This window comes from Microbulbifer yueqingensis (assembly GCF_900100355.1).
Lineage (GTDB): Bacteria > Pseudomonadota > Gammaproteobacteria > Pseudomonadales > Cellvibrionaceae > Microbulbifer > Microbulbifer yueqingensis.
On sequence record NZ_FNFH01000003.1, the window covers coordinates 27785 to 53962 of the forward strand.

Consider the following 26178-nt stretch of genomic DNA (forward strand, 5'->3'; position numbering starts at 1 on the left):
ATGCGAATAATAAGCTTGTGAGGCGACGAGTCCCATGAAGAAGTTTCTCATCCTGTTGACCCCCCTGGCGCTGCTTTTGTTCACAGGCTGGAACTGGCTGCTGTTACCGGCAGTGGAAAAGCATATGAACACCCGCACCGGGCAGCCCCTGCCACCGGTTTCTGCGCAGGCGCGCGAACTGCACGGTTCCCTGGTAGTGGGGGACCTGCATGCCGACAGCTTCCTGTGGGCGCGAAACCTGTCCGAGCACGCCGGCTATGGCCACGTGGACCTGCCGCGCGGGCGGGAAGGTAACCTGGCAATCCAGGTGTTTACCGCTGTTACCAAGGCACCGCGGGGCCTGAACTACACCAGCAATGCCAGCGATGCGCCGGACAATATCACCCTGCTGGCAGTCGCACAGGCCTGGCCACCGCGAACCTGGGGAAGCCTGTTCGAGCGTGCGCTGTATCACGCCGACAGGGTCCACGACCTGCAGGCTGAGGTGCCCGACCAGGTGCAGGTGGTGCGCAGCGCCGCCGATCTTCGCCGGGTCCTGAGGGGCAGGGAAGAGGGCAGTCGCCAGCTGGCGGCCATTCTCGGCATTGAGGGGGCACACCCGCTCGAGGGCAGGTTGCAGAATATCGCCCGCCTTTACGATGCAGGTTACCGCGTGATGGGCCTGCAACATTTCTTCGACAACGCGCTCGGCGGCTCCTTGCACGGTCACAGTGCGGCGGGCCTGACCGACTTTGGCCGGGCGGCGGTACGGGAAATGGCGGCCCGCTCGATAGTGATCGATGTGGCACATTCGTCCGAGGCGGTGGTGCGCGAGGTGCTGGCGCTGGTGGACCGGCCGTTGATCGTTTCCCACACCGGGCTCAAGGGGATGTGTGATTCACCCCGTAATATCAGCGATAGCCTGATGAAAGCGATTGCTGCCGGTGGGGGGCTGGTCGGTATCGGCTACTGGGACGGAGCCGTCTGCGATCCCAGCCCGGAAAATATTGTGCGTACCATTCGCTACGCGATCGAACTGCTGGGGGTGGCGCATGTCGCGCTGGGCTCCGATTACGACGGAACCGTAGAGGTCGCGTTTGATACCGGGGAGCTGGCGGTGCTCACGGCGGAAATGCTGCGCCAGGGCTTCAGTGAGTTCGAGATCCGCCGGGTGATGGGCGAAAACCTGCGGGACTTTTTCCTGGCGCAGCTCCCGGCGTCCTGAGCCCGGTAACGTGTCAGGGTGGAAAGGGTCGATACTGGCGCCTTTGCCTCGTTTCGCACCCCTGATGCGGCAGGAAACTCCCGGCCTTCAGCTATAAACAAGGGTGGTCGACGCAACTGGAGCTGCCTCCCCCGTGCTATCTGTCCTGTCCCAATTTCTACCGGCAGCGCCGTGGCGCCTCCCCTCCCTGGTACAGGACCAGGAAGGGAAGGGCAAGGAGGAGCCGGCGCTGGGCGAAAACCTGGAAGAAATAACCCCGGAAACCGTCTCGGAAGCAGCGGTGACGGTGGCTGATTCCCTGGACAAGGTCTGGGGCGATTTCCTCGATCACACGCCCTATCTGATCGCCAGTTTCATGGTCCTGTTCGTCACCTGGATTATTGTGCTGTGCGTGCGCCACTTTGGCGGGCGGATCTTCCGTCGCTTTGCCTCGCGCAAATCGCTCCAGGACCTGATGGTGCGCCTGCTCTCTATTGCCATCTGGTTAGTGGGACTGCTGTTCGCGGCCATGGTCCTGTTCCCCGGGTTGACTCCTGCCCGGGCGCTAGGCGCGGTGGGTTTACTGTCGGTGGCGATAGGCCTGGCCTTCAAGGATATCTTCGAGAATTTCTTTGCCGGCATCCTGATCCTGTGGCGCTTTCCGTTCGAGGAGGGAGATGTAATCGAATGCGAGGGCGTCTGTGGCCGGGTGGAAGCGGTGGAGGTGCGTAATACCGCCATCCGGCGCGTCACCGGCGAACTGGTTGTGGTGCCAAACCTGTTCCTGTTCCAGAACCCATGCGAGATTCTGACAGACCGCATCAAAAGGCGCGTAACCATTACCGCCAGCATTGCTTACGGCGAGGATATCAGCAGCGCTGTGGAGGTAATGGAAGAGGCAATGACCTCCTGCAAGACGGTGCGGCAGGACGATCCCATCCAGGTGTTTCCCGCCGGATTCGGCGAGAGCAGTATCGATATCGAGGTGACCTGGTGGACCGGCTCCACGCCTTTCGCCATCCGCCAGTCGACAGGGGAGGTGGTTACCGCAATCAAGAAGGCGCTGGACGAGGCCGGTATCGAGATTCCGTTCCCCTACCGGACGCTTACATTCAAGGAGCCTCTGCGCCTGCGGGAGGAAGTCGACTGACCCAGGTTGCCGGTTTCCCAGCGAGGCTCCCAGCTCTGGAGACGTTTACACGCGGTTATGCGAAAACTGATCAAGACCATTGTCGAGGACTACGGCTGGGTCCACCTGTCGCTCGGGCTATTGGGCAATGTGGGGTTCTTCGTGGGCAGCATTCTTTTCCTGCCACAACTGGAGCCCTACAAAGTTATCGGGGTCTGGTTGTTTATCGTCGGCTCCTTCCTGATGCTGATCGGTTCCCTGGGGCGGGCCCTGGTGGAGCTACTGGAAGACGACCAGTGAGAGGGCCCGCCGCCCGGGATTCGCAGCGGGCCCCAGGGGTCAGAGGGTGCTGTCCGGCTGGTTCTCCGGCCGCGCATCGATGAAAGCGGGAATCTCGTTGCAGGCCTGCATGATCCGGTGGATTGCCGGGTAGTCGGATATATCCATGCCGAAGCGGTCAGCGCTGTATATCTGCGGCATCAGGCAGCACTCGAACAGGCCGGGCTGCTCACCGGCGGCAAATGGGGCCGGCTCGAGTTGTTGCTCAAGCGCGCTGAAGCCCTCGTGTATCCAGTGCCGGATCCAGTCGGTTTTCTGCTCGTCCGAAAGCCCGTACTCCCCCTGCAGATAGCGCAACACACGGAGGTTCTGCAGCGGCTGGATATCGCTGGCAACGCTGTAGGCGAGCGCGCGGACGCGGGCACGCTGTAGTGGATCCGATGGCAGCAGCGCCGGCTCCGGGTGGGTTTCGTCCAGCCACTCCAGGATTGCCAGGGACTGTGTCAGCACCTGGTCGCCATCCACCAGTGCGGGCACCAGTCCCTGCGGGTTGAGTTTGCGGTAATGGTCCTCGCGCTGCTCACTCTTGAGCAGGTTTACCGCGTGATAGTCGTACTGCAGGCCTTTGAGGTTCAACCCGATACGCACGCGGTAGCTGGCTGAGGAGCGAAAATAACCGTGTAATTCCATAGACTGGGGTCCTTCGTCCGGCCCCGGAGCGATCGCTTCCGGGATATATTCTGAGTCGTTTGCCTGAGGCTATTTCAACATCTGTCACCTGCCCGTGCCAGTCGGCCTCCCGTTGGCGGCTGTCCCGCACCAGAGCATGGCCGTATAATGCCCGGCAGTTTTCCGGGGCGGGCGCCGTGGCCGCGGGGCATCATGGCCCGCATGGACAGGGAGTTGACGGCCGTTCCGGAGCCGCTACTTTATTCTGGCAGTAGCGGTTACAATTGAAACCAATATTGGTTACATTTGTAACCGCTATGAATATAACGAGTGGATCAGTTGTATGACAACCGAGAAGAGAGGGCCGGACGAAGCGGTGCGGGACGACCTGCAACTGGAGAGGTTCCTGCCTTACCGCCTTTCGGTGCTCTCAAACCGCGTGAGCAATGCCATCGCCCAGGCTTATGGCAGTCGCTTTGACCTGACGATTCCGGCCTGGCGGGTAATGGCCATACTGGGACGCTTCCCCGACCTGTCCGCAGCGGAGCTGGTGGAACAGACCGCGATGGACAAGGTGGCTATCAGTCGCGCCGTCTCGGTTTTGCAGCGCAACGACTACATCACGCGCAGCGAGGACCCGGCGGACCGTCGGCGCCAGGTCCTGAATCTCTCGCCGCTCGGGCGGGAAGTCTACGAACGCATCGTGCCGCTCGCCCAGCAGTACGAAAACGACCTGATGAGCTCGCTCACCCCGGAGGAGCGGGCCCAGCTCGACAGCATTATCGAAAAACTGATGGACCGCGCGCAGGACTGGGCCGAGCGTGGCCTGATCGACTGAGTCCACCCGTCTACCAAATTACACAGTTACACAGATAAGTACCCGAGGAGTACCCGCATGTTTGAACACCTGAGCAGCCTGCCGCCGGATCCGATCCTGGGATTACTGGCGAGTTACCGTGCCGACGAAAACCCCAACAAGATCGACCTGGGGGTGGGTGTCTACAAGGATGAGTCCGGGCACACCGCGGTACTCCAGGCTGTGAAGGAGGCCGAGACCCGCCTTTTGCAGAGTGAGGAAACCAAGGCGTATATCGGGCCGGCGGGCACCCCGGGCTTCAATGCCGCCATGCAGGAACTGGTGCTGGGTGCCGATCATCCCGCGCTGGTGGCGAACCGTGTCCGCTCTGCCCAGACGCCGGGCGGGTGTGGCGCGCTGCGGGTGCTGGCTGAATTGGTCAACCGTGCCAAGCCCGGTGCTACCGTGTGGGTGAGTGATCCCACCTGGGCCAACCATGTACCGCTGCTCGGCAACGCTGGCCTGCAGATCAAGAGCTATCCCTATTACGACCGGGCCACCAGCAGCCTGCAGTTCGATGCCATGGTGGAGACCCTGAAGAATGTGGGCGAGGGTGAAGTAGTCCTCCTGCACGCCTGCTGTCACAACCCGTGCGGTGCAGACCTGACGCGTGAACAGTGGCAGGTGATCGTGGAAATGGCGCAGACCCAGGGTTTCACACCGTTTATCGATATGGCCTACCAGGGATTCGGCGACAGCCTCGATGATGACGCCTGGGGACTGCGCCTGATGGCGGAATCGGTACCGGAAATGCTGGTGGCCGCTTCCTGTTCCAAGAATTTTGGCCTTTATCGTGAGCGCGTCGGCCTGGCCATGGTGATCTACAACGATTCCGTCGCCGCAGACAAGGCCCATACCCAGATGCTGAGTGCGATCCGCGGCAACTACTCCATGCCGCCGTCCCACGGCGCCGCGATCGTGGAGTCCATCCTGATGGACGCGGGTCTGCGCGCCAACTGGGAAGCCGAGCTGACCGAAATGCGCGAGCGTATCAACGGCCTGCGCGCGGGTGTGGTGGAAAGCCTTGCGGCGGCCGGCGCACCCGGTGATTTCAGTTTCATCCGTGAGCAGAAGGGCATGTTCTCCTTCCTCGGCATCACTCCCGAGCAGGTACAGCGCTTGCAGGACGAATATTCCATCTACATGGTGGACTCCAGCCGGATCAGTATCGCCGGCCTGAGCCAGGGCAATATGGAATACTTCTGCAAAGCCGTCGCCAGCGTGTTGTAATATCGGTGTCCGGGTGGCGCGGTGGGCGCCAGCCGGTTCACGATAGCGCGGCGCTTCCGGCGCCGCGGGAAAAGCCGTTTTGGAGAGAGGTTGGCAATGGAAGTGGAGGTAGGGTCGCAAGTGTCCCGGTCGGCAGATACAGCGTGGAGTCCGAATAGCTGGCGCAATTTTACCGCCCACCAGCAGCCCACCTACGAATCCGCGGAGGAGCTCGGCCTGGTGACCGGCCAGCTAGCCGGTTACCCGCCCCTGGTGTTCGCGGAAGAGGCGCGCGAACTGCGCCGCCAGCTGGCCCAGGTGGCCGAGGGCAGGGCATTCCTGCTGCAGGGCGGTGACTGTGCCGAATCCTTTGCCGACTTCAACGCCAACCGCATCCGCGACACCTTCAAGGTGCTGCTGCAGATGGCGGTGGTGCTTACCTTCGCCGGCAACCTGCCGGTGGTGAAAGTGGCACGCATGGCTGGCCAGTACGCCAAGCCGCGCTCCTCTGATACGGAGGTGATTGGGGGTGTCGAGTTGCCAAGCTATCGCGGCGACATCATCAACGGTATCGGGTTTTCTGCCGAGGCCCGGCGTCCGGATCCCCAGCGCATGCTTACCGCCTACAACCAGTCGGCGGCCACCCTCAACCTGTTGCGCGCCTTTGCCCAGGGTGGTCTCGCCGACCTGCACCAGGTGCACGGCTGGAACCTGAGCTTCCTGGAGAACAACCCGCAGCGTGAGAACTACGCGCAGCTCGCGGGGCGCCTGCAGGATGCGCTCGAGTTCATGGCTGTCTGCGGGGTGACCTCGGAGAACACGCCCGCGATCCGCGAAACGGTACTCTATACCTCCCACGAGGCGCTGTTGCTTGATTACGAGCAGGCGCTGACCCGCACGGACAGCCTGACCGGCAAGTGGTACGACTGTTCGGCCCACATGCTGTGGATTGGCGAGAGAACCCGCCAGCTGGACGGTGCGCACGTGGAGTTCCTGTCGGGAATCTGCAATCCCATCGGTGTCAAGGTTGGGCCGGGCATGCAGCCCGACGAGTTGCTGCGACTCATAGACCGCCTGAATCCGCTTAACGAGGCCGGTCGCCTCACCCTGATTACCCGCATGGGCGCCGATACCCTCGGCGACAAGCTGCCGGCACTGGTGCAGGCAGTGCAGAGGGAGGGGCGCAAGGTGGTGTGGAGCACCGACCCGATGCACGGGAACACCGTCAAGGCCAGCAGTGGCTACAAGACCCGGGACTTCGACAAGATCCTGCGCGAGATCCGCGACTTCTTCGCCGTTCACCGCGCGGAGGGCAGCCATCCGGGGGGGATCCACCTGGAGATGACCGGCCAGCACGTGACCGAATGCACTGGCGGCGCCTGGAAAATTTCCGAGGATGACCTGGCCACCTGCTACGAGACCCAGTGTGACCCGCGCCTGAACGCCGACCAGGTGCTGGAGCTGGCTTTCCGGATCTCGGACTGGCTGCGCACCGGCTAAGGCAAAGCACTTCCAGCCAGGTCAGGAGCAGAAGCCTTGTACCAACTCTTTATCGGCAACAAGAACTATTCCTCCTGGTCCCTGCGGCCGTGGCTGTTGTTGCGCCAGTTGCAAATCCCGTTCGAGGAGCAGCTGGTTCCGTTCGAAGCGGGCGGAAACTGGGACAGGTTCCGCCGGTTCTCCACGAGCGGCCGTGTCCCCTGCCTGGTGGACCGGGATGTCCGGGTCTGGGATTCGCTGGCTATCATCGAGTACCTCGCGGAAACCCATGGCCGGGTATGGCCGGCGTCGGCCGCCAGCAGGGCCTGGGCGCGGAGCGTTACCGCTGAAATGCACTCTGGCTTTGCCGCCTTGCGCGCTGAGTGTCCGATGAACTGTGGCGTGCAGCTTGAGATGCGACATGTATCCCCAGCCCTGGCGTGTGACCTGGCGCGCATCGATGAAATCTGGGGCGAGGGGCTTGATCGCTTCGGAGGCCCTTTCCTTGCAGGCCGGGAATTTACTGCGGTCGATGCATTTTTCGCCCCGGTGGCGGTGCGTGCGGCCGGTTACCGCCTGCCCCTGGACTCAGCCGCTCTGGTATACGCGGAGCACCTCCTGGCCCTGCCGGCAATGAAGGACTGGGTTGCGGAGGCATTGCGCGAACCCTGGCGCGATGAGGGCGAGGAGCGCCAGATGCTGGCGTCTGCTTTCGTTATCGAGGACCGACGGGCCCCACTGACCTGACCTTACCTGGCCTGGCCTGTATCCTTACTGGCTGCTTGCCTGGCAGTTCTATTTGCGAAGCCCCCCCTCACACCTCCCTGAAATTTCCCCCTGAGTACTCCCTGCCAATAAACGGTTACCGGCCCCTGGCACCCGGATCAGTGCGCTTGCCGGGATAATTATAGTACTTGTTAAGTCGTTATCATTAAGCCTGGCGCAAGCCGGGATTAACCCTTCGGGAAAACTGTCACCAGTGCCGGAGGACATCCTGAAGGTTGGCCCGCACGGGGGAGGGCGGGGCAACAGTTGACCGGTAGGTGGCATTTCGCGAAGAAATCCGGTTAAATCACCTGCCGGATAGCGTTTTTTTCCACCGTAAAGGGACCACGGTTCATGCGCGTACTCCACATTGCATACCAGCAGCTGCGCCGGTACGGCAAGACGAGGATCAGTTGGGCTCAAAAACTTACCGATGGCCTGATAAAGAACGATCATTTCGTCCAGACCTTCAGCGACCGGGATGTCGCCGCCTTTGAGGCACCGCTGGGTATTCGCGACCTGGGTAAGGCCAGGGCAAACCGTCGACTTCTCGAGATGGTGGAGGCCGTTGACCCGGATCTCGTTATCGCCGGTCACTGCGATATCATTACCAACGACACCCTCGCCGAGATTCGCAGGCGAAAGCCGTCCGTCACGATTGCCCATTGCAATAACGACCCCCTCTTTGTGCCGAGTAACGTGGAGCGTATCCGGCATCGTGCCCGGGTGGCGGATGCGGTGTTCGTCTCCACCGGGCGCCCGGAACTCCGCCAGTTTGAGGGGCTCGGGGCAAGGGTCTACCACATGCCCAATCCTGTGGACCCGGCAAAAGAGAGCATGAACAATGCCGCCCGGACCGACCTGGAAATCGACCTGCTCTTTTGCAGTAACAGCACGAACCTCACCCGGCGCCTGGAGCTGGTAGGAGGCTTGAAGGACTCGCTGCAGGGCGAGCTCAATTTCAAGACCTATGGCAGCTTCGGGGAGCCGCCGGTCTGGGGCCGCGACTACGACCGGGCGCTGGCCAGCACCCGGATGGGGCTCAACCTCAATCGCCAGGAGGGCTACTACTGGTATTCGTCTGCCCGCATGGCCCAGTTGGCGGGTAACGGCATCCTGCAGTTCACCCACAGCAGTCCGCGTTTCGACGAGCTGCTTCCTCCGGAGTCCATAGTGTACTTTGAAGACCAGGAAGACCTGGTGGGAAAAGTACGCGAATTCCATCACGATGATGCAAAGCGTCGTTCCTGGGCCGGACGGGCACGCGAGTTCTTCCATACGGAGATGAACTCCCGCCTATACGCCCAGTACATAGTCGAGGCCTCTCTGTTGACACCTTTCTCCCATGATTATGTCTGGGCCCGGGACATCGAGCTGGACGGAACATGTAAATGACCATCTCGCTGGCCTCTGAAAAGCCCTTCGCGCGCGGTGGCAACCGACTTTGCTATGTCCACCCTGACGACAGCTCACTGTGCATCAAAGTACGCCGTCCCGATTTCACCCTGGCAGATTGTCGCCGCAAGAAGGGTTTCCCCAAGAACCTGAAGCCCCTCTCCTCCTTCGATGACAATCTCGAGGAGTCGAGGGTAATGGCCGCTCTGGAGGCTCGATACGGTGAGCTTGTATTCCGCCATGTGAGCCGCTGCTTCGGTTTTGTCGACACGGACATGGGACGCGGACTGGTTTCAGAGCTGATCCGGGATGACAATGGAGCGATATCACAGACCCTGAAGAAGGTTATCTGGGATGAGGCACTAACAGACGACTGCCGGCAGGCGGTGGCGGCGCTCGGACGGTTTTGGCAGGCGAACCTGATCCCGTCAAGGCATCTGCTACTCCACAATATTGTCGTCCAGCGAAACAGGCAAAACCGGATCTACCGGCTGGTTGTTATTGACGGCCTCGGCAGCCCCGGACTGATACCCATGCACTTTTTCCCGGCTGCAGTGCAGCGGAAGAAAGTGGAAAAGAAAGTTGCCACCATGCACGGACGCATCGAGATGTTACTGGGCCAGCGGCATGAGGCCGAATTCCCCGGTTATCACGGGCTGCTGTTGCACGATGGCTCGTCTTCCCAATGATAAGGAAATCTCCATGGCAGTTAATAGGGAGCCGCTGCGCATCGCCCAGGCCCTGGCGGGCGCGTCTGAAGGCGGTGCCGAGAAATTTTTTACCCGGCTGGCAACCGGCCTCCAGCGGACCGGCGCCATTGCGCAGAAGGCGTTTATCCGTGGTCACCATCACCGGCTGGAATCCCTGAAGAATGGCGGTGTAACAGCAGAAGGCTTCCGTTTTGGTGGCCCGCTGCACCAGATAGATCACTTCCGCTTCCGTCGCGCCTTACGTGCCTTTCACCCGGACATAGTACTCACGTGGATGAGCCGTGCCAGCATACTGACGCCGCCTGGTGATTACACCCTGGTGAGCCGCCTGGGGCACTACTACAACCTGAAATACTATCGACATGCCGACTACTGGATCGGTATTTCAAAAGGGATTTGCGATCACCTGGTGCGAGGGGGGATGCCCGCGGAGCGGATATTCCACATCCCGAACTTTGCCGATGAGGCTGAGGTGTCGCCCCTTCCGCGGGACAGCTTCGATACACCCACTGATTGCCCCTTGCTGCTCGCTGCCGGACGCCTGCACAGGAATAAGGGCTTCGATACGCTATTGCGCGCCTTCAGCAGGGTTCCGGAGGGCATACTCTGGCTGGCCGGGTCCGGTCCGGAAGAAAAGGCCCTGAAGAGCTTGTGTGAAGAACTCGGGTTAACGGAGCGGGTGCGCTTTCTCGGATGGCGCGATGATGTGACTGCACTGATGAGTACCGTTGATATTTTCATCTGCCCCTCCCGACATGAGGGGCTGGGATCCGTTGTCGTGGAGGCCTGGGCTCATGGCTGCCCGATTATTGCGACGGCCTCGCAGGGACCGGCTGAGTTAATCGATTCGGGAGTGACCGGTATCGTGACCCCCATCGATGAGCCGGGGGCGTTGGCTGATGCAATCAACAAGCTGGTTATCGACGAGGCCGCAAGGTATCAGCTGGCAGAAGAGGCCCGGTCACACTATTGGAAGAAATTCAGCCGGGAAGTGATCGTCGAGCAGTACCTGCAGTTGTTCAGGCAGGTGGGGCGCGCAGCCTGAGCAGTCGGCGGCCTGAGGATATACAGGACAGGGCCTCCCGGGCGGGGCGCAGTCGCTGTACGAGCGGCCCTGAAGTCTCGCCGGTACCCGCCGTAACGGCGGACTGGGCCCGGTGCCACCGGTGTGCCCAGTGGTGAAGGTGGCAATTCTTGCGCTGGCGGGCGGCCGGTAGCCGGCGCAGTGGGTTTCCTGCAGTGGTAGATAAGGCACTTGTTAAGTCGTTATCATAAGGCAGGAATGAAACCAAAATCAGGCTTTCGCGCAATTGTTAACCAGTTGGAGGGGAGCTGTCCTGAAAAACTGTCGTTTTAGCGTGGGGTGCGGGGGATCGGGTGCTGGGGCGTGGCGGTGGGCGCCGGGATGCGGTTAAACTCGGGCGTTTGACGAAAGTATTCCAACAAAAGAGAGGAAACAGCCGATGCGTCAATCACTGATCGCGCTTTCCGTTGCCGCGGCGATTGCGGCCGCTGCAGGGTGCAGCAAGGAGGCCACCGAGGCCCCGACCGCTGAGCAGAATGCACAGGCCCAGGCCACTGCAGGTGCCGATGCCAAAAGTTCAATCGTAGCCAGCAATCCGCTGCTGGCGGAGTGGACTGGTCCCTACGGTGGTGTCCCGGCATTCGACAAGATGAAGGTCGAGGACCTGAAGCCTGCGATCGAATTCGCGATGGCCGAGAACCTGCGCGAAATCGACGCTATTGCTGCCAATCCCGAGCCGGCCACCTTTGAAAATACCATTGCAGAACTTGAGCGCAGTGGCGAAGAGCTGGATCGCGTATTTGCCTACTACGGGATCTGGGCGTCCAACATGTCCACTCCGGAGTTCCGCAAGGTTCAGGGTGAGCTTGCCCCGAAACTGGCTGATTTCCAGTCCAAGATTATCCAGAACGATGCCCTGTTCCAGCGTGTGAAAGCGGTCTACGATGCCCGTGAAAAATCCGACCTGGACGGTGAGCAAAAGCGGGTGGTGGAGCTGGTCTACAACCAGTTCGCCAACAATGGCGCCACCCTCGAAGGGAAAGCCAAGGAGCGCTACGCAGAGATCAACAAGCGCCTGGCCGAGCTGCATACGAAATTTGCCAACAACGTGCTGGCGGACGAGGAGGATTACACCCTGTTCCTCCGCAGCGACCAGCTCGCAGGCCTGCCTGAGTCCTTCGTGAAGGCCGCAGCGGCGCTGGCAGAAGAGAAGGGCGAGAAAGGCAATTACGCCATCACCAATACCCGCTCTTCCATGGATCCGTTCCTCACTTATTCCGAGAACCGCGAGCTTCGTGAGAAGGTCTGGCGTAACTATTACAACCGCGGCGACAACGGTGGCGAGCACGACAACAATGCCATCATCGCCGAGATCCTGAAACTGCGCGACGAACGCGTAGAGTTGCTCGGGTTCGAGAATTACGCCCAGTGGCGCCTGCAGGACCGTATGGCCAAGAACCCCGAGCGTGCCATGGAGCTGATGGAAGCGGTATGGCCGGCAGCGGTGGCCCGCGTAGAGGAAGAAGTCGCCGACATGCAGGCGCTGGCGGACGAGGAAGGTGCGGATATCACCATCAAGCCGTGGGACTATCGTTACTACGCCGAGAAGGTGCGCAAGGCGAAATACGACCTGAATTCCGACGAGGTCAAGCAGTACCTGCAGCTGGACAAGCTGCGCGAGGCAATGTTCTACGTCGCTGGTGAACTTTTCAATTTTGAGTTCAGCCCGGTGGAAGAGGGCAGCGTGCCGGTATTCCACGAGGACGTGAAAGTCTGGGAAGTTACCGACAAGACTTCCGGCGAGCACATTGGCCTGTGGTACCTGGATCCCTTCGCGCGGGCCGGCAAGCGCTCCGGGGCCTGGGCGACCATGTATCGCGACCACACCACCTTTGACGGCAAGACGAATGTCCTGTCTTCCAACAATTCCAACTTCATCAAGGGTGCCCCGGGTGAGCCGGTGCTGGTGAGCTGGGACGATGCGTCGACTTTCTTCCACGAGTTCGGTCACGCGCTGCATTTCCTTGCGTCCAACGTCACTTACCCGACACTGAACGGCGGCGTGCGCGACTATACCGAGTTCCAGTCGCAGCTGCTGGAGCGCTGGCTGTCCACCGACGCGGTGATCGACAATTACCTGGTCCATCACAAGACCGGCGAGCCGATCCCCGCCGAGCTGGTGGCCAAGATCAAGAAAGCCTCCAAGTTCAACCAGGGCTTTGCCACCACCGAGTACCTGGCGTCCGCACTGGTGGACATGAAGCTCCACACTGCGGACCCGGAGGGCATCGACCCCGACAAGTTCGAGCGTGAGACCCTGGAGAAGCTGGGCATGCCTGACGAGCTGGTGATGCGTCACCGCACTCCGCATTTCGGGCACATCTTCTCCGGTGAGGGCTATTCCGCAGGCTATTACGGCTATATGTGGGCTGACGTGCTGACTTCAGATGCCGCCGAAGCCTTCGCCGAGGCCGAGGGTGGCTTCTATGATCCGGTAGTGGCCGATAAGCTGGTCAAGCACCTGTTCGCACCGCGCAACGCCGTGGACCCGGCGGAGGCCTACCGCGCTTTCCGCGGCCGCGATGCGGAGATCGGTGCGTTGATGCGTGATCGCGGTTTCCCGGTGCCGGGTGAAAAAACCGAAAAGGAAAATACCACTATTGCAGTGAAAGACTGACGAGGTATTTATCCTGAGAAAAAGCCGTGGCGCGAGAGCGCCGCGGCTTTTTTATTTGGGGGGCTGTTTATTTGGTAGGAGCGGCCGCTGGCCGCGATTGGCTATGCCGGCACCTGGTGCATTGGTATCGCGGCCAGCGGCCGCTCCTACCTGTGAGGTAATCCTATCGTGCGCGGCGATACACCCGCTCGCCTTCCACCCAGGTTTCCTCCACCTTCACCTGCCAGATCTCCTGCGGGTCGATAGAGAAAATATCCCGCTCCAGCAGCACGAAGTCGGCATACTTGCCCGGTTCCAGGCTGCCGATGAACTGTTCCTGGTGGCTGGCGTAGGCTGCGTGCAGGGTGAAGGAGCGCAACGCCTCCTCCAGGCTCATGGCCTCTTCGCTTCTCCAGCCGCTGGCCGGATGTCCCTGTCGATCGCGACGAGTGACTGCGGCGTGGATGCCATATAGCGGGTTGACGGGCTCCACCGGGAAATCGGAGCCGGCGGCGATGCGGGTTCCCTGGTCGAGGAACTTCTGCCAGGCGTAAGCCCCTTCGAGCCTTTTTTCGCCGAGGCGGTCGCCGGCCATGTTTTTGTCACTGGTTGCGTGGATGGGTTGCATGGAAGCGACCAGGTTCAGCCTGGGAAAGCGTTTTATATCATCTACTGTCAGCACCTGGGCGTGCTCGACCCGGTGGCGGAAGGGGGTCTGGTCACGCTCTTTGTCCAGCGTTTCCAGGTGATCCAGGACGATGTGATTGGCGCGGTCGCCGATGGCATGCACGTTTACCTGGAAGCCATTGCCGGTGGCGAGCCTTAACAGTGCGAGAATCTCGCTTTCCGGGTACAGCAGCAGCCCGCTCTCGCCGGGGCGATCGTGATAGGGCTCGAGCAGGGCCGCGCCGCGGCTGCCCAGCGCCCCATCGGCCGACAGCTTGATGCTGCGCACGTAGAGCCTGTCCCGGGGTTCACCGATATGGCCGGCCTTGAGTAGCTTGTCCAGTTTGTCACTCTCGACGGAGATCATCGGGTACACGCGCAGCGGGATGCGGTTCTCGGCCGCCAGCTGGCGATAAGCCTCCAGTGTCTCGCGATCGATTCCGGCGTCGTGGATGCCGGTCAGCCCCAGTGAGAGCGAAAGCTCAAATGCCTTCGCCAGCGCTTCTTTTTTGTCCTGCAGGGATGGTGCCGGAATCGCCTTCTGCACCAGGGACATGGCGTTGTCTACCAGTACCCCGCTGGGCTCGCCGTTATCCAGCCGGTGGATCTCCCCTCCTGCAGGCGTCCTGGTATTGCGGTTAATACCCGCGAGCTCGAGTGCCGCGCTGTTTGCCCAGCCGGCGTGGCCATCGATGCGGCTGAGCCAGATGGGGTTGTCAATCTCCAGGGCGTCCAGTTGGGCGCGCGTGGGGAAGTCCTTGCCCGGCCACAATACCTGGTTCCAGCCGCGCCCGATCAGCCACTCGCCCGGTTCCAGTTGTGCCGAGAACTCCTCGATGGCGGCGAGGGTTTCCTCCAGCCCCAGGTCCCGTAGTTCCAGTCGTTGCTGCAGCAGGCCGAGTTCCTGCACATGCCCGTGAGCGTCGATCAGTCCGGGAACCAGTGTCCGGCCCCGGCCGTCGATTCTGTCAGCATCGGGGTACCGCTTTGCCAGTTCCCTGAAGTCGCCGGTAGCCAGGACCTTGCCCTCGTCGAACGCAAGTGCGCTGAAGCGTTGCAACTCTGTGGCGGTGGCCTGGTAACCACTGACATTGTGCACCAGGGTGGTGGCGCTGGCAGTGGAGGGACAAACCGCCAGGGCGAGGATGGCGGCAAGCGGCTTGAGCGGGGTGGGTAGGTGCATGATTGTTAGCCTTGTTTTTGACCTGCGGAAAGGGTTGTCCGATAGTAGCAATGGTCTGATTTGGCTGGCAATCGGGAGGAATCATGGCGCGCTGGTTCATTATTGCGGGGTGTGTCCTGCTGGCGCTCGGCGTGCTGATGCACTTTGTGCCCGGCCTGTTCAACTGGTTTGGCCGTCTGCCCGGTGATATCCGCATGGAGTCTGGACGCAGCAGGATCTACATTCCCATTACCTCCATGATCATTCTCAGTGTGGTACTGAGCCTCCTGGTTAACATTTTCCGGCGCTAAGAGGATCGCACCTCCTTGCCGCGGCGCGTCGCGTAACCCGGGCCAGGTGCTGATCGGGAAGTTGGCAGGACAGGAGAGTATGGGAGGGTGGACAGGTGGCAGTGAGGGTAGGCAAGCCGCCGGCGCCCCGGGGCGCGCCGGCATAGCAGTCGTTATTCGTTCTCCAGCAGTTGCTCCAGCGGCAGCTCGGTGCGGTAGCGTACCTGCTTCAGGGAGAAGCTGCTCTTGATATGGTCGATGCCGGGCAGCTCGGTCAGCTTCTTGTCCAGGAACTCCTGGTAGGCTTGCAGGTTGGGCACTACCACTCGCAGCAGGTAGTCGAAGTCGCCGGTCATCAGGTAGCACTCCATGACCTCCGGCCAGTTGCCGATAACGGACTCGAAATCCTGCAGCTCTTTCTTTACCTGGTGGTTGAGTGTGACCTGGATGAACACGCTCACCGGCAGGCCCACTTTCTGCGGCTCCAGCAGGGTTACAGCGCGCTTGATAAAGCCCTGTTCGTGCAGGTTCTTGACCCGGCGCGAGCAGGGGGAGGGGGACAGGCACACCTTTTCCGCCAGCTCGATGTTGGGGATGGTGGCGTCTTCCTGCAGTATTTCCAGGATCTTCTTGTCGATGGCATCCAGGGCGTAGGCCATAGTTTCGCAGTGTCTCTTTCCAGGCGGCGCCGGCCGTTGCCCCTGCTGTCGCAAGTGTCGGCAGGGCGCCTTAATTTGATGATTTGTTGCTGATACTCGGCAGTCTTTGGTGACTTGTGGCTGTATTATGCCGTAATCCTGCTCAATTTGGTATGACCTGCTTGCGCGCGCGGTGGTAATTTTGTGCGCAGAGCAATAATCATAAGCAGGTGTACCCATGGCAATGGTAGAGAGCGACCAGGAGCTGGGCTTCGATCGCGAGTATTCGCTCAGGGCGGCGTTTACGCGCGAGCAGGGCCGCGTATTTCTCACCGGCATCGACGCACTGGTGCGGTTGCCCCTCATGCAGAAGAAGCTGGACGAGCTCGCCGGGCACAATACGGCCGGTTTTATCTCCGGCTACCGCGGTTCGCCCCTGGGCGGCTACGACCAGGCGCTTTGGCGCCACAAGGCGCTGCTGGCAGAGCGCGACATCCACTTCGAGCCCGGCATCAATGAGGATCTCGGTGCTACCAACATCTGGGGCACCCAGCTACTGGACCATTACCGCGACCAGGCCACTCGCGACGGTGTCTTCTCTATCTGGTACGGCAAGGGCCACGGCGTGGATCGCAGTGCCGATGTGTTCCGCCAGGCCAACGTCCAGGGCACCTCCCGCCTGGGTGGCGTGCTGGCCCTGTGTGGCGACGACCACACAGCGGAATCCTCTATGTTCTCCCACAACACCGACCAGATATTCGAGTCGGTGATGATGCCCCTGCTGTTTCCGGCAACCATAGACGAATACCTGACCCTGGGCCTCGCGGGCATCGCGCTGTCCCGTTTTTCCGGGCTGTGGGTAGGCTTCAAGACCATTACCGAGACCGTTGAGAGCGGCGCCTCTATCCAGGTGCCGGACCTCCCCCGGTTTGTATTGCCCGAAGACTTTACCGTGCCGCCCCACGGCCTCAACTATGACCCGCACCTCAACTGGCCGGCCGAGCGCCTCGAATACGAGCGCCGCATGGTGGAGGAACGCCTGCCGGCGGCCCAGGCCTTTGCTTATGCCAACCGCCTGGACCGGACCGTCGTTGAGGCGCCGCGCAAGCGCTTTGGCATCGTTACTGTGGGCAAGGCCCACGGTGACCTGCTGGAGGCCTTGCGCCTCCTCAACCTGACAGAGGAAGACCTGCAGCGCGCGGGCATTTCCATCTACAAGGTGGCCATGAGCTGGCCGCTGGAGCCACGCGGCATGCGGGAATTCGCCACCGGCATGGAGCGGCTGCTGGTGGTGGAAGAGAAGCGCCCCCTGGTCGAGGACCAGCTGAAGAACCTGATGTACGGCTGGCCGGACGGCGAGCGCCCCCGGGTAGTGGGCAAGAAGGACCTGGCCGGCAACGACCTGCTGCCGGCGATATGGGGCTTCGGGCCGGACCAGGTGGCGAAGGCCATCGCCCGCTGGCTGGGGGATACCGAGCTGGCGGCGAAGCTGCTGCCAGCGGCGCAGAAGCTGGGCGCGGATACTCCGGCGAAAGCCACCGGCCTGCTGGCGCGCGAGCCGATTTTCTGTGCCGGCTGCCCCCACAACACCTCCACGAAGCTGCCCGAGGGCAGCCTGGGCAGTGCCGGTATCGGCTGCCATATCATGGCGCTCGGCAAGGGGCTGCGCACCGATACCTATTCCCACATGGGCGGCGAGGGGGCCCAGTGGGTAGGGTTGCACCGCTTCTCCAGCGCCGGCCATATATTCCAGAACATGGGCGACGGTACCTACAACCATTCGGGCCTGCTGGCGATCCGCCAGGCGGTGGCCAGCAAGGTCAATATCACCTACAAGATCCTGCTCAATGACGCGGTCGCCATGACCGGTGGCCAGCCAGCCGATGGGGAGGTCACTGCACCCACCCTGGCGGCACAGCTGCTGGCGGAGGGTGTCGGCGAGGTGGTGCTGGTGACGGAGAATATGGACTACTGGGGCGTGCACGGCGGTGAGCTGCCGCCCGGCCTGGAGGTGGTTCCGCGCGCCGAACTCGATGAAGTGCAGCGCCGCCTGCGCGAGGTGCAGGGCGTCACTGCGATCATCTACGAACAGGTCTGCGCCGCAGAGAAGCGTCGCCGGCGCAAGAAGAAGCAGATGCCGGATCCCAATACCCGCCTGCTGATCAACCACCGGGTCTGCGAGGGGTGCGGCGACTGCAGCGAGCAGTCGAGCTGTATTGCCGTGGAGCCGCTGGAGACCGCCTACGGCCGCAAGCGCCAGGTCAACCAGTCCAGTTGTAACAAGGACATGCGCTGCGCTGACGGTTTCTGCCCCAGCTTTGTCAGCGTCGAGGGTGGTGAGCTGAAGAAACCGCCAGTGCAGTCGCTGGCGGAGGCGCTGGATGCGGAGATTGCGCGCCTGCCGCAGGCGCCGCAGCCGCAACTGGAGCAGCCTCTCAGCATCCTGGTCGCGGGTATCGGCGGCAGCGGCGTGCTGACCGTGGCGGCGCTGCTCGGCATGGCCGCACACCTGGAGGAGAAGGGCAGTACCACACTGTACTTCACCGGCCTGTCCCAGAAGAACGGCGCGGTGGTGGCGCACGTCAAAGTGGCGGCGCAGCCGGAGGATATCACCACCGCGCGCATCCGCGACGGGGCTGCGGAACTGGTACTGGGCTGTGACATGGTTACCGCCGCGGGCCAGCGTACCAAGATGGCCCCGGGCAGGGTGCGGGCACTGGTAAACACCGCCGAGGTGCCGGTGGCGGCTTTCGTGCGCGATAACGAGCTGGCGTTCCCCGCAGACGCTACGCAGGAGAGTATCGAGTCGCTGTGTGCCGAATATTTCGCCTTCGACGCCAATCGGTATGCCCAGGCCCTGTTCGGGGACACCGTCTCCAGTAACCTGATGCTGATGGGCTACGCCTGCCAGAGAGGGCTGCTGCCCATTACCGACGCAGCGCTCGAGCGGGCGATCGAGCTGAATGGCGTGGCGGTGGAGAACAACCTGCGCGCCTTTCGCGCCGGGCGGTTGCTGGCGGCTGATGCTGCGGCCATCGACCGCCTGCTGATGCCGGTGCAGGTGGTGAAAATACAGGAGCCGGAAGAGAGCACCGAGCAACTGGTGGCGCGCCTGAAGGCGGAACTCACCGACTACCAGAGTGCTGCCTATGCCGGTTTCTTCGGCCGGGCTATTGAGCGCCTGCACCGGGCTGAGCAGTGCATGCCGAATTGCGACGGTCGCCTGACCCGGGCGGCTGCACTGAGCCTTTTCAAGGCCATGGCTTACAAGGACGAGTACGAGGTTGCGCGGCTATACAGCGGTGAGGATTTCCAGCGCCAGCTGCGCGAGACCTTTACCGGCGACTACCGCCTGCGCTTCCATATGGCCCCGCCGGTACTGGCCCGGCCCGATAGCGCGGGCAGGGTGCGCAAGATGGTCTTCGGTCCGTGGGTGGGCAAGCTGATGCCGCTACTGGCGAAGGGCAAGGTACTGCGGGGTACCGTATTCGATATCTTCGGCTACACCCGCGAACGCCGCCAGGAACGCCTGTGGGCGCGCCAGGTGGAACGGGCGGTGGTTACGGTAGCGCGGGAACTGCGGCCGGACAATTTTTCTGCGGCGCTGGAGCTACTGGGGCTGCCCCAGCAGGTGCGCGGTTACGGACATGTTCGCGAGCGCAAGTATGCCGCTGTCCGGGATCGCTGGGACCGTTTGCTGCAGGGATTCACGACGGGCGATCACGAGGCTCGTGGCGGTGCCACGGTCATGAGCCGTTCGCCTGCTGAGCAGGAAAAGGCCCCCTAGGCGACGCGTGCGCCGGTAATGGGCAGCGGTACGTAACCTTAAAAAAGCGGCAACCCGTTAACCGGGTTGCCGCTTTTCCGTTTCAGGGCCCGAAATCCTGGCGTCAGGCGGGCCGGAACGAGAGCAGTGGATTGACCAGCCAGCCCAGCGGGCCGGTGACCGATACCGGAGCCTCCACCACCGACAGGCACAGGCATTCCTGGTCCTGGGTGGCGATGGGACGGTGTACCTCGCCCGGCTCGCGCAACAGGAAGTCTCCCGGGGAATAAACCCCGTCCGCGTCGGAGAAGCTGCCGTACAGCACCAGGGTCACCTCGCGGCCGCGATGGTCGTGCTCGGCCACCTTGCCCCCACGGGAGATGCGGTGGAAGGCCACTTCGTACTGGTCCTGGCCGGTGTGCAGGCGCGACATCTTCAGTGCCGGGGATACGCGCCGCCACTTCAGCGGCCGGTTGCCACCGAGCAGCTTGCGGATCACCTGTGGCAGCCGCGCAAGGGCCGGGTCGCGGTCGTCGCGGGTGTTGCGCCTGCTCACCGGGGCGCCCTCACCAGCCGGAGAATCCGCGTGCTGTGGCTCCCCTTGCTGTGGCTCCTGGTCGATACGCTCCATCAGCTGCGCCAGGGCAGCGCCGGAAGTAGCCTGCGGAGCACTGTCTTCCAGCAGGCCGCCGCCGATCTCGTTCAGCTGTTCGCTGGCCCTGCGGCAGTGCGGGCACAGCTGCAGGTGGGCGGACACGGCCAGGCTCATTGCCCACGGCAGGCTGCCGGAGGCGTATTCAAGCAGCATATTGCTGTCGGGATGGTGTCTGATCATGGTGCACCCCGCTTGCTCAAAATGGTCTCAAGTTTCTTCAGTGCCAGGCGTACGCGGGACTTCACAGTACCCAGCGGTAGGCCCAGCTCTTCGGCAATTTCACTGTGTGACTTGCCTTCCATGTAGGCCTTTTCCAGTACATGGCTCTGTTCCGGGGGCAGACCGCGCAGCCCCTCGGCGATATCCCTCTGGCTGCGCTTGTGCTGCAGGACCACCAGCGGTTGGCTCTCGGGGGATTCGTCCCAGATGTCGTCCACTTCCACATCACAGCCATCGGCATCCTGGCGGCGACTGTTTCGTCGCAACATGTCTATGCGGCAATTGCGCATGATGGTGTAGATCCAGGTATTGGCGGACGCCCTGGCAGGATCAAAGCTGGTGGCCTTGCGCCAGACCCGGAACATTACCTCCTGGACCAGCTCGTCAGCCGCCTCGGCGGAAAACGCCTGGACGCTGCGGCTGTAGTGGAAGCCCTTGATCAGGGGCGCGTAATGATGAAACAGGCGCTCGAAGGCTGCCCGGTCGCGGTGGGTGCCCACCTGCACCAGCAGCCTGCTCCAGTCATCGTCGCGGGTCTGGGTCTGTTGCACAGCTTTCCCGTTGAAGTCTGTCCGTGTTACCTGGGCCATCATATCTGTCTTTCGATGATTGTCGATCCCCGGTTACGCATGCCGGCGACAGGCGGATCACCATTTATATGGGAATTTGTGTGTTTATGGGCTATCAGTCCGGTGATGATCCGATAATTCGTACCCGGCGTAACATTTCGCAAACCAGGAGGGGGGCAAAGTATGGGCGGTGTCATTGGCGAGCTGCAGTTGTTTTACCAGGACTTCCTGACCGTAGACGCGGGAAAGCTGGGGCAGATCTATGACCAATCGGTCGTTTTCTCTGACCCGATCCACCGCGTGGAAGGCCTGGATGCGTTGCAAGCTTATTTTGAGGCGGTGAGCCAGGGCCTGGCCAGCTGCCGCTTCGAGTTTGAAAACGCCGTCGAGGGGGCCGGCAGTGCCTGCCTTCCCTGGGTGATGCACTACGCCCACCGCGCACTGAACGGCGGGCAGCCGATGACGCTGCGAGGCTGCAGCCTGCTGCGTTTCGGGGAAAAGATTCACTACCACGAGGACTTCTACGATATGGGAGCGATGGTCTATGAACATGTTCCGCTGCTGGGAGCCGTGGTGCGCAGGATCAAGTCACGCATGGCCCCGGGAGCAGGCTAGTCACCGGTGAGACAGGAGATGCGCTCGTGAGTGTGATCGAAGGCAAGACCATTTGGGTTACCGGAGCCAGTTCCGGCATCGGCCAGGCGCTCGCACAGCGTCTGGCGGACCACAACAATTTCGTCATCATCAGCAGTCGCAGTCGCGAGTCACTGCTCGACGTACAGAAGGCATCACCCAAGCGAATCCGTGTACTGCCCTGCGATGTAAGTGACGACGGAGCCATGGACCAGGCGGGCCGGGAGCTCGCGGAACTCACCGACCAGCTGGACCTGGTGGTCGCCTGTGCGGGTACCTGCGAGTACGACAACGGGCTGCAGCTCGACAGCGCCAGTTACCGCCGTGTGTTCGACGCCAACTTCTTCGGTGTGGTCAATACACTGCGGCAGGCGCTGCCTTTGCTCGCCCGTAGCAAGGCCCCGGTATTTGCCGCCGTGGGCAGCCTGTCCTCGGTGGTGGGGTTCCCGCGCGCGGAGGCGTACGGGGCGTCGAAGGCCGCCCTGGGTTACTTTCTCGATGCGGTGCGTGCGGACCTGTCCCGTACCTGCCTCAAGGTCGTGCACATCCGGCCCGGTTTTATCGATACGCCGCTTACCGAGCGCAACGATTTTGACATGCCGTTCCTGATGACCCCGGAGGCGGCCGCCGAGCGCATTGAAAGGGGGTTGGCTCGCGGTCACTCCACAATCGATTTCCCGAAACGCCTGAGTTGGTCGTTGCGGTTTTTCGGCTTTTTCCGCTCGCTCTGGTTCCGGATCTCGGCACCGCGGATGACCAGGATACGGTCACTGGCATCACGACAGTGACATGGGAAGCCGGCCAAGGCAGCAGCCCATCCAGCGGCAGGATGTGGGGAGGCACTGACCGGCCCGGATATCTGCGAACTGTTTTATAAGCACTGCCCGGGTACTGGGCGTTAAAAGAATAAGGAATCCTTGATGCAAATTGCGATTGTCGGTAGCGGTATTTCCGGCCTGACCGCCGCCTATCTCCTGAACAGGAAGCACGAGATTACCCTGTTTGAGGCGAGCGACCGGCTGGGCGGCCACACGGCCACTATCGATGTCGAAGACGGGGAACGCGAGTTGCCGATCGATACCGGTTTCATCGTCTTCAATGACTGGACCTATCCGAACTTTATCAAGCTCATGGACCAGCTGGGAGTAGAGTCCCAGCCAACAGACATGGGTTTCAGTGTCTGCTCCGACCGTGAATCTTTCGAGTACGCCGGCAATAACCTGGACAGCCTCTTTGCCCAGCGCCGCAATATTTTCAGTCCGGGTCACTGGCGTATGCTGCGGGACATCGTGCGCTTCAACCGCGCCGCGGTTCGGGACTGGCGGGCGGGCAGGCTGGACGACGGCACGACACTGGGGGAATACCTGGACCGTAACGGCTATTCCCGCGAGTTTTCCGAGCGTTACCTGGTACCAATGGGATCGGCGATCTGGTCGGCAAGCATGTCGCAGATGCTCGACTTTTCCGTCAGTTTCTTTATCCGTTTCTTTTTCAATCACGGGCTGCTGAACATCTTCAACCGGCCCCAGTGGCGTGTCATCAAGGGCGGGTCGCGGGAATACATTGGTCCGATGGTGAAGGACTTTACCGGCCGCGTCCGGTTGTCCACGCCGGTGGAGAGGGTGGTACGGGGAGCGAACGGCGTCACCCTCGAGACTGCGGGGGGGGAAACACACCATTTCGACGCGCTAGTCTTCGCATGCCACTCGGACCAGGCGCTGGCATGCCTGGATGATCCATCGACGGCCGAGCGCGAACTGCTCGGTGCTATCCCTTATGCCGCCAATTCGGTGGTACTGCATACCGACACGCGCCTGCTGCCGGAGCGCCACCGCAGCTGGGCCAGCTGGAACTACCGCCTGCAGGACGATTCCACCCGGTTGCCGGTCCTCACCTACAATATGAACATCCTGCAGCGCCTGGATAGCGAGCGGACTTATTGTGTCACCCTGAATGCAGACGATAAGATCGATCCGGAGAAAGTCATCCGCCGCTTCGAGTACGCCCACCCGCAGTTCTCTGTAGCAGGCATGCAGGCCCAGCAACAGTGGGAGCAGATTAATGGTCACAACCACACCTGGTACTGCGGTGCATACTGGCACAACGGTTTTCACGAGGACGGCGTAAACAGTGCGCTGCGCGTGGCGGAAGCGTTCGGGGTGACGCTCTGATGGAGAGCGCTATATACAGTGGCTGGGTCCAGCATCGGCGCCGCGCTCCCCGTGAGCACCGCTTCCGTTACCAGGTATTCATGATCTACCTGGACCTGGCGGAGCTGGAACAGGTGCTGTCCATAAGTCCCCTATGGTCGCGGCATCCCTGGGCGCCTGCGCGTTTCCGGCGGGAGGACTTTTTTGGGGACCCTGCACTGGGCATCGATGAGGCTGTGCGCCGGCGTGTGGCGCAAGAGTGTGGGGAGAGACCCGATGGCCCGGTGCGCCTGTTAGCCAACTGGCGCTACTTTGGCTATAACATGAACCCCATAAGTACCTATTACTGTTTTGATCGCACTGGCAGCGAAGTGCGCTGGGTTTTGCTGGACGTGCACAACACCCCCTGGAACGAGCGGCACAGTTACGTGCTGGATTGCCGCGACGGCCCGGCAACGGTGCAAAAGGGCGAATTCCAGAAATCCTTTCACGTCTCCCCGTTCATGCCGATGGATCAGGGTTATCGCTGGCGCAGCGTTACCCCCGCCGATCGCCTGTCTGTTTCCCTGCAGAACCTGCAGGGCGGGGAGGTGGTCTTCGACGCGATCCTGAGCCTCCGGCGCGAGGAGATTTCTTCGCGCGCCCTGAACCGAATCCTGATCCGATATCCGCTGATGACCGTAAAAGTCATAACTGCTATCTATTGGCAGGCTTTCAGGTTGTGGCTCAAGCGCGTACCGATATTTACCCATCCGAATCGCAGCGTTCGGGCCGATGCAGGAGAAAAACGCCAATGAAATCTGTAGGAGCAGGCGCAGCCGGCCGCGTCGAGGTACAGGATCAGTCCGCATGGTTTACCCAGCTCGCGAGGCGACTGGTACTGGGCAAGCTGAAGAGCCTGGAGCGGGGCCACCTGGTGGTCGAGGACGGTGACGAAGTTTTCGAATTTGGCCAGCCGGAACGGGATGCCGATGTCTGTGCCCGTATCTGTGTCCATGACGACAGTACCTACACGCAGGTACTCTTCAACGGCACTATCGGTTCCGGCGAGGCCTATATGCAGGGCGCCTGGAGTTCCCCTAACCTGGTTGACGTGATCCGGCTGATGGTCAACAACATGGCGATGCTGGAGAACATGGATTCCCGCTGGAGTTTCCTGCAGAAAATGGCACTTCGCGTACTACATCGCCTGAATGCCAATACCCGCAGCGGTTCACGCAAGAATATCGCGGCCCACTACGACCTGGGCAATGACTTTTTCAAGTTGTTCCTTGACTCCACGATGCTCTATTCCTCGGCGATTTTCCCCGCCAGAGATGCCTCACTGGAGGCTGCGTCGCTGAACAAGCTGGAGACGATCTGCCGCAAGCTGCAGCTGAGCGAGACCGATCACCTGCTGGAGATCGGTACCGGTTGGGGTGGCATGGCCGTTTATGCAGCAAAGAATTATGGTTGCCGGGTGACGACCACCACCATTTCCCGGGAGCAGTATGAGCATGCCCGGGAATGGGTGGAGCGAGAGGGCCTGGAAGATAAGGTCACCCTGTTGCTGAAAGATTACCGCGACCTGGAAGGACAGTTCGACAAGCTGGTCTCGATCGAGATGATCGAGGCCGTGGGGCATGAGTACTATCGCGATTTCTTTTCCCGGTGCAGCCGGCTACTGAAGGAAGACGGGTTGATGGTGATGCAGGCCATCACCATCCAGGACCAGCGTTATGACCGCTACCGGAAAGAGGTGGACTTTATCCAGCGGTATATTTTCCCCGGTGGATGCCTGCCTTCCAACCGTGTGGTGGCGGATCATATTGCTGACAGTACCGATATGCAGATAGTCGGCCTGGAAGATATTACCTTCCACTATGCTCGCACCCTGAATGCCTGGCGCCAGGCATTCTTCGCGCGGCTCGACGAGGTGAAGCGCCAGGGATTTGACAGCCGTTTCATCCGTATGTGGGACTTCTACCTGTGTTATTGCGAGGGCGGTTTCCTCGAGCGAGTGATCAGCACGGCGCAGTTCATTTTCGCCAAGCCGCGCTGCAAGGCGCTGCCGGCCTAGCTTCTGGCGGGGCGGAG

At 61.5% G+C, this 26178-nt stretch carries 23 protein-coding genes; 18 read left to right on the forward strand and 5 right to left on the reverse strand.

Going from position 1 to position 26178, the window contains the following annotated elements; translation table 11 throughout:
• Nucleotides 1-34: 34 nt before the first annotated feature.
• From BLT26_RS07360 to BLT26_RS07370, 3 genes are all read left to right on the forward strand, one after another.
• Nucleotides 35-1204, forward strand: coding sequence for a dipeptidase (locus tag BLT26_RS07360; protein ID WP_175453057.1), 1170 nt, complete (start codon nucleotides 35-37; stop codon nucleotides 1202-1204).
• A 133-nt stretch (nucleotides 1205-1337) separates the two neighbouring features.
• On the forward strand, nucleotides 1338-2333 hold the full coding sequence (locus BLT26_RS07365) for a mechanosensitive ion channel family protein (protein WP_217631400.1): 996 nt from the start codon (nucleotides 1338-1340) through the stop codon (nucleotides 2331-2333).
• Between the two features lie 57 nt (nucleotides 2334-2390).
• Nucleotides 2391-2612, forward strand: a complete 222-nt coding sequence (locus tag BLT26_RS07370) for a YrhK family protein (protein ID WP_091511297.1) — start codon at nucleotides 2391-2393, stop codon at nucleotides 2610-2612.
• Between the two features lie 39 nt (nucleotides 2613-2651).
• On the opposite strand, the gene maiA is transcribed toward BLT26_RS07370, so the two are convergent.
• Nucleotides 2652-3281, reverse strand: coding sequence for a maleylacetoacetate isomerase (maiA, locus tag BLT26_RS07375; protein WP_091511299.1), 630 nt, complete (start codon nucleotides 3279-3281; stop codon nucleotides 2652-2654).
• Nucleotides 3282-3603: 322 nt separating this feature from the next.
• Here maiA and BLT26_RS07380 point away from each other — a divergent pair, with 322 nt between their 5' ends.
• From BLT26_RS07380 to BLT26_RS07415, 8 genes are all read left to right on the forward strand, one after another.
• A complete protein-coding gene (locus BLT26_RS07380) occupies nucleotides 3604-4098 on the forward strand; it encodes a MarR family winged helix-turn-helix transcriptional regulator (RefSeq protein WP_091511302.1) in 495 nt (164 codons plus the stop codon).
• Nucleotides 4099-4155: 57 nt separating this feature from the next.
• Complete coding sequence (locus BLT26_RS07385) at nucleotides 4156-5346, forward strand: amino acid aminotransferase (protein ID WP_091511305.1); 1191 nt, start codon at nucleotides 4156-4158, stop codon at nucleotides 5344-5346.
• Nucleotides 5347-5442: 96 nt separating this feature from the next.
• Nucleotides 5443-6825 (forward strand): class II 3-deoxy-7-phosphoheptulonate synthase, encoded by a 1383-nt coding sequence (locus BLT26_RS07390; RefSeq protein WP_091511308.1) that lies wholly within the window; start codon nucleotides 5443-5445, stop codon nucleotides 6823-6825.
• A 36-nt stretch (nucleotides 6826-6861) separates the two neighbouring features.
• On the forward strand, nucleotides 6862-7551 hold the full coding sequence (locus BLT26_RS07395; protein ID WP_091511311.1) for a glutathione S-transferase family protein: 690 nt from the start codon (nucleotides 6862-6864) through the stop codon (nucleotides 7549-7551).
• Between the two features lie 372 nt (nucleotides 7552-7923).
• Entirely contained in the window at nucleotides 7924-8964 is a 1041-nt protein-coding gene (locus tag BLT26_RS07400) for a glycosyltransferase family protein (protein WP_091511314.1), read from the forward strand.
• Nucleotides 8961-9653: a YrbL family protein gene (locus BLT26_RS07405; protein ID WP_091511317.1), complete on the forward strand. Its 693-nt coding sequence runs from the start codon at nucleotides 8961-8963 to the stop codon at nucleotides 9651-9653. The genes BLT26_RS07400 and BLT26_RS07405 overlap by 4 nt, the downstream gene beginning before the upstream one ends.
• Nucleotides 9654-9666: 13 nt before the next feature.
• Nucleotides 9667-10719, forward strand: a complete 1053-nt coding sequence (locus BLT26_RS07410) for a glycosyltransferase (protein WP_091511322.1) — start codon at nucleotides 9667-9669, stop codon at nucleotides 10717-10719.
• A gap of 418 nt (nucleotides 10720-11137) precedes the next feature.
• Nucleotides 11138-13375, forward strand: coding sequence for a M3 family metallopeptidase (locus BLT26_RS07415; protein WP_091511326.1), 2238 nt, complete (start codon nucleotides 11138-11140; stop codon nucleotides 13373-13375).
• Between the two features lie 163 nt (nucleotides 13376-13538).
• On the opposite strand, the gene BLT26_RS07420 is transcribed toward BLT26_RS07415, so the two are convergent.
• Nucleotides 13539-15203, reverse strand: coding sequence for an amidohydrolase (locus BLT26_RS07420; RefSeq protein WP_091511330.1), 1665 nt, complete (start codon nucleotides 15201-15203; stop codon nucleotides 13539-13541).
• Between the two features lie 83 nt (nucleotides 15204-15286).
• On the opposite strand from BLT26_RS07420, the gene BLT26_RS07425 reads away from it, so the two are divergent.
• Nucleotides 15287-15493, forward strand: coding sequence for a DUF2905 domain-containing protein (locus BLT26_RS07425; RefSeq protein ID WP_091511333.1), 207 nt, complete (start codon nucleotides 15287-15289; stop codon nucleotides 15491-15493).
• A gap of 152 nt (nucleotides 15494-15645) precedes the next feature.
• Here the strand turns inward: BLT26_RS07425 and BLT26_RS07430 are convergent, their stop codons facing one another.
• Nucleotides 15646-16131, reverse strand: coding sequence for an Lrp/AsnC family transcriptional regulator (locus tag BLT26_RS07430; RefSeq protein ID WP_091511335.1), 486 nt, complete (start codon nucleotides 16129-16131; stop codon nucleotides 15646-15648).
• 217 nt (nucleotides 16132-16348) lie between these two features.
• On the opposite strand from BLT26_RS07430, the gene BLT26_RS07435 reads away from it, so the two are divergent.
• A complete protein-coding gene (locus tag BLT26_RS07435; RefSeq protein ID WP_091511338.1) occupies nucleotides 16349-19897 on the forward strand; it encodes an indolepyruvate ferredoxin oxidoreductase family protein in 3549 nt (1182 codons plus the stop codon).
• Between the two features lie 103 nt (nucleotides 19898-20000).
• Here BLT26_RS07435 and BLT26_RS07440 read toward each other — a convergent pair whose 3' ends face one another.
• Together BLT26_RS07440 and BLT26_RS07445 are read right to left on the reverse strand one after the other, a co-directional pair.
• Entirely contained in the window at nucleotides 20001-20711 is a 711-nt protein-coding gene (locus BLT26_RS07440) for a ChrR family anti-sigma-E factor (RefSeq protein ID WP_091511342.1), read from the reverse strand.
• Nucleotides 20708-21301: a sigma-70 family RNA polymerase sigma factor gene (locus BLT26_RS07445; RefSeq protein WP_245720637.1), complete on the reverse strand. Its 594-nt coding sequence runs from the start codon at nucleotides 21299-21301 to the stop codon at nucleotides 20708-20710. Before BLT26_RS07445 ends, BLT26_RS07440 begins: the two co-directional genes overlap by 4 nt.
• A 201-nt stretch (nucleotides 21302-21502) precedes the next feature.
• Here BLT26_RS07445 and BLT26_RS07450 point away from each other — a divergent pair, with 201 nt between their 5' ends.
• The 5 genes from BLT26_RS07450 to BLT26_RS07470 all read left to right on the forward strand — a co-directional run bounded on the left by BLT26_RS07450 (nucleotide 21503) and on the right by BLT26_RS07470 (nucleotide 26161).
• Nucleotides 21503-21934, forward strand: a complete 432-nt coding sequence (locus BLT26_RS07450; RefSeq protein WP_091511345.1) for a nuclear transport factor 2 family protein — start codon at nucleotides 21503-21505, stop codon at nucleotides 21932-21934.
• A gap of 26 nt (nucleotides 21935-21960) precedes the next feature.
• Nucleotides 21961-22740, forward strand: coding sequence for an SDR family NAD(P)-dependent oxidoreductase (locus BLT26_RS07455; RefSeq protein WP_091511348.1), 780 nt, complete (start codon nucleotides 21961-21963; stop codon nucleotides 22738-22740).
• 132 nt (nucleotides 22741-22872) lie between these two features.
• Nucleotides 22873-24123, forward strand: coding sequence for an NAD(P)/FAD-dependent oxidoreductase (locus BLT26_RS07460; protein WP_091511351.1), 1251 nt, complete (start codon nucleotides 22873-22875; stop codon nucleotides 24121-24123).
• On the forward strand, nucleotides 24123-24899 hold the full coding sequence (locus BLT26_RS07465; protein ID WP_091511355.1) for a DUF1365 domain-containing protein: 777 nt from the start codon (nucleotides 24123-24125) through the stop codon (nucleotides 24897-24899). Before BLT26_RS07460 ends, BLT26_RS07465 begins: the two co-directional genes overlap by 1 nt.
• Nucleotides 24896-26161 carry an SAM-dependent methyltransferase gene (locus BLT26_RS07470; protein WP_091511358.1) on the forward strand — a complete coding sequence of 422 codons (1266 nt, stop codon included), beginning with the start codon at nucleotides 24896-24898 and terminating at the stop codon, nucleotides 26159-26161. The genes BLT26_RS07465 and BLT26_RS07470 overlap by 4 nt, the downstream gene beginning before the upstream one ends.
• Nucleotides 26162-26178: the final 17 nt, after the last annotated feature.